Annotated in this window: 5 protein-coding genes; 1 reads left to right on the forward strand and 4 read right to left on the reverse strand. The window is 68.0% G+C overall.

From position 1 onward, the window contains the following. Positions 1 to 61 precede the first annotated feature (61 nt). The 4 genes from infB to rimP are packed head-to-tail and all read right to left on the reverse strand — an operon-like array spanning position 62 to position 5,924. A complete protein-coding gene (gene infB, locus WC493_RS03495; protein ID WP_373062563.1) occupies positions 62 to 3,121 on the reverse strand; it encodes a translation initiation factor IF-2 in 3,060 nt (1,019 codons plus the stop codon). A 3-nt stretch (positions 3,122 to 3,124) separates the two neighbouring features. Next, on the reverse strand, positions 3,125 to 3,826 hold the full coding sequence (locus tag WC493_RS03500) for an RNA-binding protein (RefSeq protein WP_373062565.1): 702 nt from the start codon (positions 3,824 to 3,826) through the stop codon (positions 3,125 to 3,127). Continuing rightward, on the reverse strand, positions 3,795 to 5,351 hold the full coding sequence (gene nusA, locus WC493_RS03505; protein WP_373062567.1) for a transcription termination factor NusA: 1,557 nt from the start codon (positions 5,349 to 5,351) through the stop codon (positions 3,795 to 3,797). The genes WC493_RS03500 and nusA overlap by 32 nt, the downstream gene beginning before the upstream one ends. Before the next feature lie 9 nt (positions 5,352 to 5,360). Continuing rightward, positions 5,361 to 5,924, reverse strand: coding sequence for a ribosome maturation factor RimP (gene rimP / locus WC493_RS03510; RefSeq protein WP_373062569.1), 564 nt, complete (start codon positions 5,922 to 5,924; stop codon positions 5,361 to 5,363). A 358-nt stretch (positions 5,925 to 6,282) separates the two neighbouring features. Here rimP and WC493_RS03515 point away from each other — a divergent pair. Next, positions 6,283 to 7,355 (forward strand): hydantoinase/oxoprolinase N-terminal domain-containing protein (locus WC493_RS03515; RefSeq protein WP_373062571.1); only part of this gene is annotated, 1,073 nt, incomplete at its 3' end.

Raw genomic sequence — 7,355 nt, forward strand, 5'->3', positions numbered from 1 at the left:
GCGAAGCTTCAGCGGAGCGAGCCGAGACGGCGGATGCCGCCGCCCGGCGCCTGAGAGCCTATTACAGCGTCCTTGCCACTTCCTCGATCTCGAAGCACTCGATGACGTCGCCGACCTGAATGTTCTCGTAGTTCTCGAAGGCCATGCCGCACTCGTAGGTCGCCTTGACCTCCTTCACTTCGTCCTTGAAGCGACGGAGCGAAGAGAGCGTGCCTTCGTGGATCACCACGTTGTCGCGGATCAGGCGGACCTTGGCGCCGCGCTTCACCAAGCCGTCGGTCACCAGGCAGCCGGCGACCTTGCCGGTCTTGGTGATGTTGAAGACTTCGCGGATCGAGGCATTGCCGAGGAAGGTCTCCTTCAGCGTGGGCGCCAGCAGGCCGGAGAGGGCGGCCCTGATGTCGTCCACCAGATCATAGATGATCGAGTAGTAACGGATCTCGACACCCTCGTGATCGGCCATCTCGCGCGCCTGCTTGTTGGCGCGGACGTTGAAGGCGATCACGGGCGCGTTGGACGCCTTGGCCAGGGTCACGTCGGACTCGGTGATGCCGCCGACGGCGTCGTGCAGGATGCGGACCTGCACTTCGTCGTTGCCCATCTTGGTGAGCGAACCGACGATCGCTTCGAGCGAACCCTGCACGTCGGCCTTGATGACGACGGGCAGTTCCTTGGCCTGGCCTTCCTTGATCTTCGAGAACATCTGTTCGAGCGAGACGCGGGCGGTGCCCACGGCGCGCTGTTCCTTGGTCCGGCGCTGACGGAAGGCGGTGACCTCGCGGGCCCGCGATTCCGTGTCGACGACCTGGAAGTCGTCACCCGCCGACGGCGCACCGGTCAGGCCCAGGACCTCGACCGGAACGCCCGGGCCGGCTTCCTGGCGCTGCTCGCCGCGATCGTCGAGCAGGGCGCGGACCTTGCCCCATTCGGAGCCGGCCACGAAGATGTCGCCGACGTGCAGCGTGCCCTTCTGGACGAGAACGGTCGCTACCGCACCGCGGCCGCGATCCAGCTTGGCCTCGATCACGACACCGGCGGCGTCACGGTTCGGGTTGGCCTTCAGCTCCAGGATTTCGGCCTGCAGCAGGATCGCTTCTTCGAGCTTGTCGAGACCGATCCGGCTCTTGGCCGAAACCTCGATCGCCTGCACGTCGCCGCCCAGCTCTTCCACCACGACTTCGTGCTGGAGCAGGTTCTGGCGCACCTTGTTCGGGTTCGCGTCCGGCTTGTCGATCTTGTTGATGGCGACGACCATGGGCACGCCGGCCGCGCGGGCGTGGCGGATCGCCTCGATCGTCTGCGGCATGATGCCGTCGTCGGCCGCGACCACCAGGACGACGATATCCGTCACCTTGGCGCCGCGTGCCCGCATCGCCGTGAAGGCTTCGTGGCCCGGGGTATCCAGGAAGGTGATCCTCTGGCCGGTCGACAGCTTCACCTGATAGGCGCCGATGTGCTGGGTGATGCCGCCCGCTTCGCCGGCGGCGACATCGGTCGAGCGCAGCGCATCGAGCAGCGAGGTCTTGCCGTGGTCGACATGGCCCATGACCGTGACCACGGGGGCCCGCGGTTCCAGGTTCTCGTCGACGTCGACTTCACCCTCGAGGCCGATTTCGACGTCGGACTCGGCGACGCGCTTGATGCGGTGGCCGAATTCCTGGACCACCAATTCGGCGGTGTCGGCGTCGATCGACTGGTTGATCGTCGCCATCACGCCGAGGCGCATGAGCTGCTTGATCACGTCGGCGCCGCGCTCGGCCATGCGGTTGGCTAGTTCCTGCACGGTGATGACTTCGGGCACGACGACGTCGCGCACGACCTTCACCTTGTCTTCCTGGCCGCGCATCTGGCGCTTTTCGCGCTCGATCCGGCGGCGCATCGAGGCGATCGAGCGCTGGCGCTCCTCGCCTTCGATGGCGGCGGTAACATTGACCTTGCCCGAACGGCGCTTGTCGTCGGTACGGCCCGGCTTCGGCGCCACCACCTTCGGCGCGGCCTTGCCCGGGGCGCCCGGCTTCTTCGGACGGGGACGGTCCTCGTCGTCGAGCACGCGCGGCAGGGCGCCGCGGTTGCCGGCGCGTGCCGTCGCATCTTCCGCCGTCTCGGTGCCCGGGGTGGCAGCCGGGGCACGCTGCGGCGCGCTGCCGGTTTCCTGTTCCAGCCGGCGGGACGCCTCGGCCTCGGCCTTGCGGCGGGCCTCGTCGTCCGACTTACGGCGGGCATCTTCCTCCGCCTGGCGGCGGGCGGCGGCGGCCTTTTCCTCGGCCAGGCGGGCGTCTTCGATCAGGCGGCGCTTGGCTTCGATCTCGGCGATCTGGCGAGCCCGCTCCTCGGCGATGCGGGCCCCTTCCAGGGCGCGGGCGCGGGTCGCCTTCTCCTCGTCGCTCAGGGTACGGAGGACGACGCGGCCCTTGGTCTGGGCGCCCTGATTACTGCTGGGGCGCTGCTGCTGGCCCTGCTGCGGGCCGCGGCCGCCGGACGGCTGGCCCTGGCCATGACCTTGCGAGCGGACCGGCTGATGGCCGGGCGGATTCTGGTTGGGCGACATGCGCGGGCCGCTCGGCTGGGCGGGCGCTGCCGGGGCGGCGGCGGGGGTCGCTTCGGGGCGGCGCAGCGGCGCTTCGCCCAGGATCTTCGGGCGTACCACCGGGGCGGCCGCCTCGATGATGCGGGGCAGGCCGGAGTCGGCACGCTGCGGACGTTCGGCCGCGGAGGCCGGTTCGGCCGCCTTTGGTGCCTCGACCGGGTGGGCCAGCTCGGCGGCGTTGGCGACCGGCTGGGCCGGGGCCACGCTCTCCGGGGCGGGGGCCGCGGGGGTCTCCGGTGCCGGCGTCGTCTGGGCGATCGCCTCGGTGCGCATCTGGGCGGGCGGCGGGGTGGCCGGACGCGGCGCCGGTGCGGCGGGCGCAGGGGCGGGCGTCGCGGCGGCCGGGGCCGGCGCGCCATGGCCCGGCTCGACCATGCGCTTGCGCTTATGTTCGACGACGACCGGCTTCGACCGGCCATGCGAGAAGCTCTGGCGCACCTGGCCTGCGGCCTCGACCGCCGGCTTCTTCATCTGAAGCGTGCGCGAGCCACCCAGGCTCAGCTTCTTGTCGTCGTTATCCTTGACGTCACTCATCGATCATTCCGCCTGCGCCCCAGCCCGGGGCAAAACCGGCCCTTTGGCCGTCACCAATAAACGAAACCCGGCGAGGCGTCCCGCCTCGCCCAGGAACTGCTCTGCCAGCCGGCCGGGTTTGAAGGCTGCATGTATTACATTTTCCCGGCCCAATGCCAAACTCAATTCGGCGCTGGTCAATATGTCGATTTGTGGCAGCTCACGGCTAAGCGCCTTCAGCTTGCGCTTACCGTCGGCGGCACCGTCGCTCGCCGCCAGCAGAAAGGCGACCGGCTCCTTGCGCAGCAGGCCGTCCACTTTGTCGAAGCCGGCGATCACCGCGCCGGCCCGCCGGCCGAGGCCGATCAGGTCGATGCAGCGCCGGGTCAGCAGGGCCTCGATCCGGCCGGCCGTGTCGGGTGCCACCGCGAGCGGGCCCTGATGGCCGGCGCGGGCGGCCGCCTTGGCGAAGAGATGCTTGGCTTCGGCCTTCTGCACCGCGGCCCGCTCGGCCCTGGTCCAGAAACCCCGGCCGGGCAGGACCGCCTTGAGGTCGGGCACCAGGCTGCCGTCGGGGCCGACGACGTAACGGATCATGGCTCCGCGATCGAGCACGTCGCCCGTCACGATACAGCGGCGCTGGGGACCAGGCCCGTCGTCGACCGCAAGCTGGGCGGTCGACGGCGCGGGCGCGTCAGGCGATGGCGTCAGAGGAGGTCGTTGCATCACCCTCCTCCTCGTCAGAGAACCAATGGGCACGGGCGGCCATGACCATCTCGGTCGCGGCTTCTTCGCCCAGGTCGAACTCGCGCAGCACGCCATCCTTGGCGCTGACCAACTCGTCGGTCGAAAGATCGGCGACGTCGTCCAGCGTCTTCAGCCCGGCCTTGCCGAGGGTGACGAGCATGGAAGGCGTCATATGGGGCAGGGCGGCCACGGCGTCTTCGACGCCCATCGCCTTGCGTTCTTCCTCGAAGCGGGCGTCGCGCTCGGCGATCTTCTCGCGGGCACGTTCCTGCAGGGCCGAGGCGATCTCCTCGTCGAAGCCCTGGATGCCCGAGAGCTCGTCCTCGGCGACATAGGCCACTTCCTCGATCGAGCCGAAGCCTTCGGCGGCGAGGAGCTGGGCGATCGTCTCTTCGACGTCGAGTTCGCGGGCGAACATCTCGGACTTGTTGCGGAACTCTTCCTGACGGCGGGTCGATTCCTCGGCCTCGGTCAGGATGTCGATGTCCCAGCCGGTGAGCTGCGAGGCCAGCCGCACGTTCTGGCCGCGGCGGCCGATCGCCAGCGAGAGCTGGTCGTCCGGCACCACGACTTCGATCCGCTTGCTCTCTTCGTCCAGCACGACCTTGGCGACTTCCGCCGGGGCGAGGGCATTGACGATGAAGGTGGCCGGATCGGGCGACCACTGGATGATGTCGATCTTCTCGCCCTGCAGTTCGCCGACCACGGCCTGGACGCGGCTGCCGCGCATGCCGACGCAGGCGCCCACGGGGTCGATCGAACTGTCGCGCGAGACGACGGCGATCTTGGCGCGGCTGCCCGGATCGCGGGCCACGGCCTTGATCTCGATGATCGAGTCATAGACTTCCGGCACTTCCTGGGCGAACAGCTTGGCCATGAACTGCGGGTGCGTCCGGCTCAGGAAGATCTGCGGGCCGCGGGCTTCGCGGCGGACGTCATAGACATAGGCGCGGCAGCGGTCGCCGTTGTGGAAGGTCTCGCGCGGCAGGCCTTCGTCGCGGCGCATGATCGCCTCGGCCCGGCCGAGGTCGACGATGACATTGCCGTATTCGACGCGCTTGACGATGCCGTTCACGATCTCGCCGATGCGGTCCTTGAATTCCTGGTATTGACGCTCGCGTTCGGCGTCGCGCACCTTCTGCACGATCACCTGTTTCGCCGTCTGGGCGGCGATGCGGCCGAAGTCGAGGGGCGGCAGGTTCTCCGACAGGAAGTCGCCGATCTGGGCCGCCGGGTTGCGCACCAGGGCGTCTTCGAGGCCGATCTGGGTGGCGTCGTTCTCGATGTTCTCGACCACCTCGAGCAGGCGGTAGAGGCGCATTTCGCCCGACTTCGGATCGATCTCGGCGCGGATCTCGTTCTCCGAACCGTAGCGGGAACGCGCGGCCTTCTGGATCGCCTCTTCCATCGCTTCGAGGACGACGAATTTGTCGATCGACTTCTCACGCGCGACGGCGTCGGCGATCTGCAGGAGTTCGAGGCGGTTCGCGCTCACAGCGGCCATGGGGTCACCTCAAGGGGTTTCGTCGCCGGCATCCTCGGCGCCGGCTTCGGTGTCTTCATCGTCACCCGCACCAGAGGTGCGGGGGGGTGGCAGCGTGCCCTTCAGGCTCGCCGCGATCAGGTCGTCGGTCAGCACCAGGCGGCTCTCACCGATCAGGGGGAAGGGCAGGCGGTAGTCCTGGCCGTCCACGGTGACCAGCACGTCCTCGCCGTCGATGCCGACGATCCGGCCACGATAGCGCTTGCGCCCTTCGACCGGCATCGCCGTCTCGATCTTGGCCTCGTAGCCGGCGAAACGGCGATAGTCGTCCAGCTTCACCAGCGGTCGGTCGATGCCGGGCGACGAGACTTCGAGGATATATTCGCTCGAAATCGGATCCTCGACGTCGAGCAGGGCGGAAATCGCCCGGCTGACCTCGGCGCAATCCTCGACCGACATGGTGCCGTCCGGCCGTTCGGCCATGATCTGCAGCGTCGGCCGCTTTGTGCCGCCGAAGCGCACGCGCACCAGAAGGAAGCCCATCGCGAGAAGCGACGGCTCGATCAGGGTGGCAATGCGGTCGGTCAGTTCCATGCGGATCCTTCGAATGGCGAGGCGGCCGTCAAATGGCGAACCGTCAAATGACGAAGCGGGCCGTGTGGCCCGCTTCCGTCTCATCCCGAGGGTCACCATCGGGCTATGTGGCCTGTGATGTACAGTGCAGGCCCGAATGTTTCAAGTCCAAAGCGTGACGGCAGGAATTCCTGCTGCGTCGCGTCATGTCCGGATTCCGGGCGCCGCCGTCCGGCAGCCCCGCCGTCCGGACGCCGCCGGACACCGGACGATCCCGCCAAGTCATTGAATTTGCTGGTCCGGCCGCTTTGGCATGGCGATTGCCCCTGAAGGACCGTGCGGCGGAAACAAGCCGCCGCGAGAACCAGCGGGAGGAACCATGGACACCCAAGCCAACGTACAGGTCATGGGCATCGATGCCGGCGGCACGATGACCGACACCTTCTTCGTCCGGGCCGACGGCCGTTTCGTCGTCGGCAAGGCGCAGAGCAATCCGGGCGACGAATCCCTCGCCATCCTCGAATCCTCGCATGATGCGCTGGCCCAATGGGGCCGCGAGGTGGACGAGGTCTATCCGGAACTGGTCACCTGCGTCTATTCCGGCACGGCGATGCTGAACCGCGTCGTCCAGCGCAAGGGCCTCGACGTCGGCCTGATCTGCAACAAGGGCTTCGAGCAGATCCATTCCATGGGCCGGGCGATCCAGTCCTACCTCGGCTATGCGCTGGAGGAGCGGCTGCACCTCAACACCCACCGCTACGACGAGCCGCTGGTGCCCTATTCCAGGACGCGCGGCGTGACCGAGCGGACCGATGTGCAGGGCGAGATCGTCATTCCCCTGCGCGAGAACGAAGTGCGCCAGGCGACGCGCGAGCTGGTCGCCGCCGGCGCCAAGGCGATCGCCATCGTCCTCCTCCAGTCCCACAAGAACGAGACCAGCGAGAAGCGCGCCCGCGACGTCTGCCGTGACGAACTGAAGGCGATCGGGGCCGACATTCCCGTCTTCGCCTCGGTCGATTACTACCCCTCGCGGAAGGAGAGCCACCGTACCAATACGACGATCCTGGAAGCCTATGCCGCCGAGCCGTCGCGCCAGACCCTGAAGAAGGTCTCCGACCGCTTCAAGGCGCATGGCGCCAAGTTCGACCTCCGCGTGATGGCGACGCACGGCGGCACCATCTCGTGGAAGGCCAAGGAACTGGCGCGCACCATCGTTTCCGGCCCGATCGGCGGCGTCATCGGCTCGAAGCTCCTCGGCGAACGGCTGGGCTACGAGAACATCGCCTGCTCGGATATCGGCGGCACCTCCTTCGACATGGCGCTGATCACCAAGGGCAATTTCGCCATCGCCTCCGATCCGGACATGGCGCGCCTGGTGCTCTCCCTGCCCCTCGTGGCCATGGACTCGGTCGGCGCCGGGGCCGGTTCCTTCGTCCGCCTCGATCCCTATTC

The organism is Zavarzinia sp., from assembly GCF_041650655.1.
Classification (GTDB): domain Bacteria; phylum Pseudomonadota; class Alphaproteobacteria; order Zavarziniales; family Zavarziniaceae; genus Zavarzinia.

Bases quoted from the DNA above. Each gene is read 5' to 3' on its own strand.
- infB (WP_373062563.1), bottom strand. From the start codon at position 3,121: ATGAGTGACGTCAAGGATAACGACGACAAGAAGCTGAGCCTGGGTGGC.
- WC493_RS03500 (WP_373062565.1), bottom strand. From the start codon at position 3,826: ATGCAACGACCTCCTCTGACGCCATCGCCTGACGCGCCCGCGCCGTCG.
- nusA (WP_373062567.1), bottom strand. From the start codon at position 5,351: ATGGCCGCTGTGAGCGCGAACCGCCTCGAACTCCTGCAGATCGCCGAC.
- rimP (WP_373062569.1), bottom strand. From the start codon at position 5,924: ATGGAACTGACCGACCGCATTGCCACCCTGATCGAGCCGTCGCTTCTC.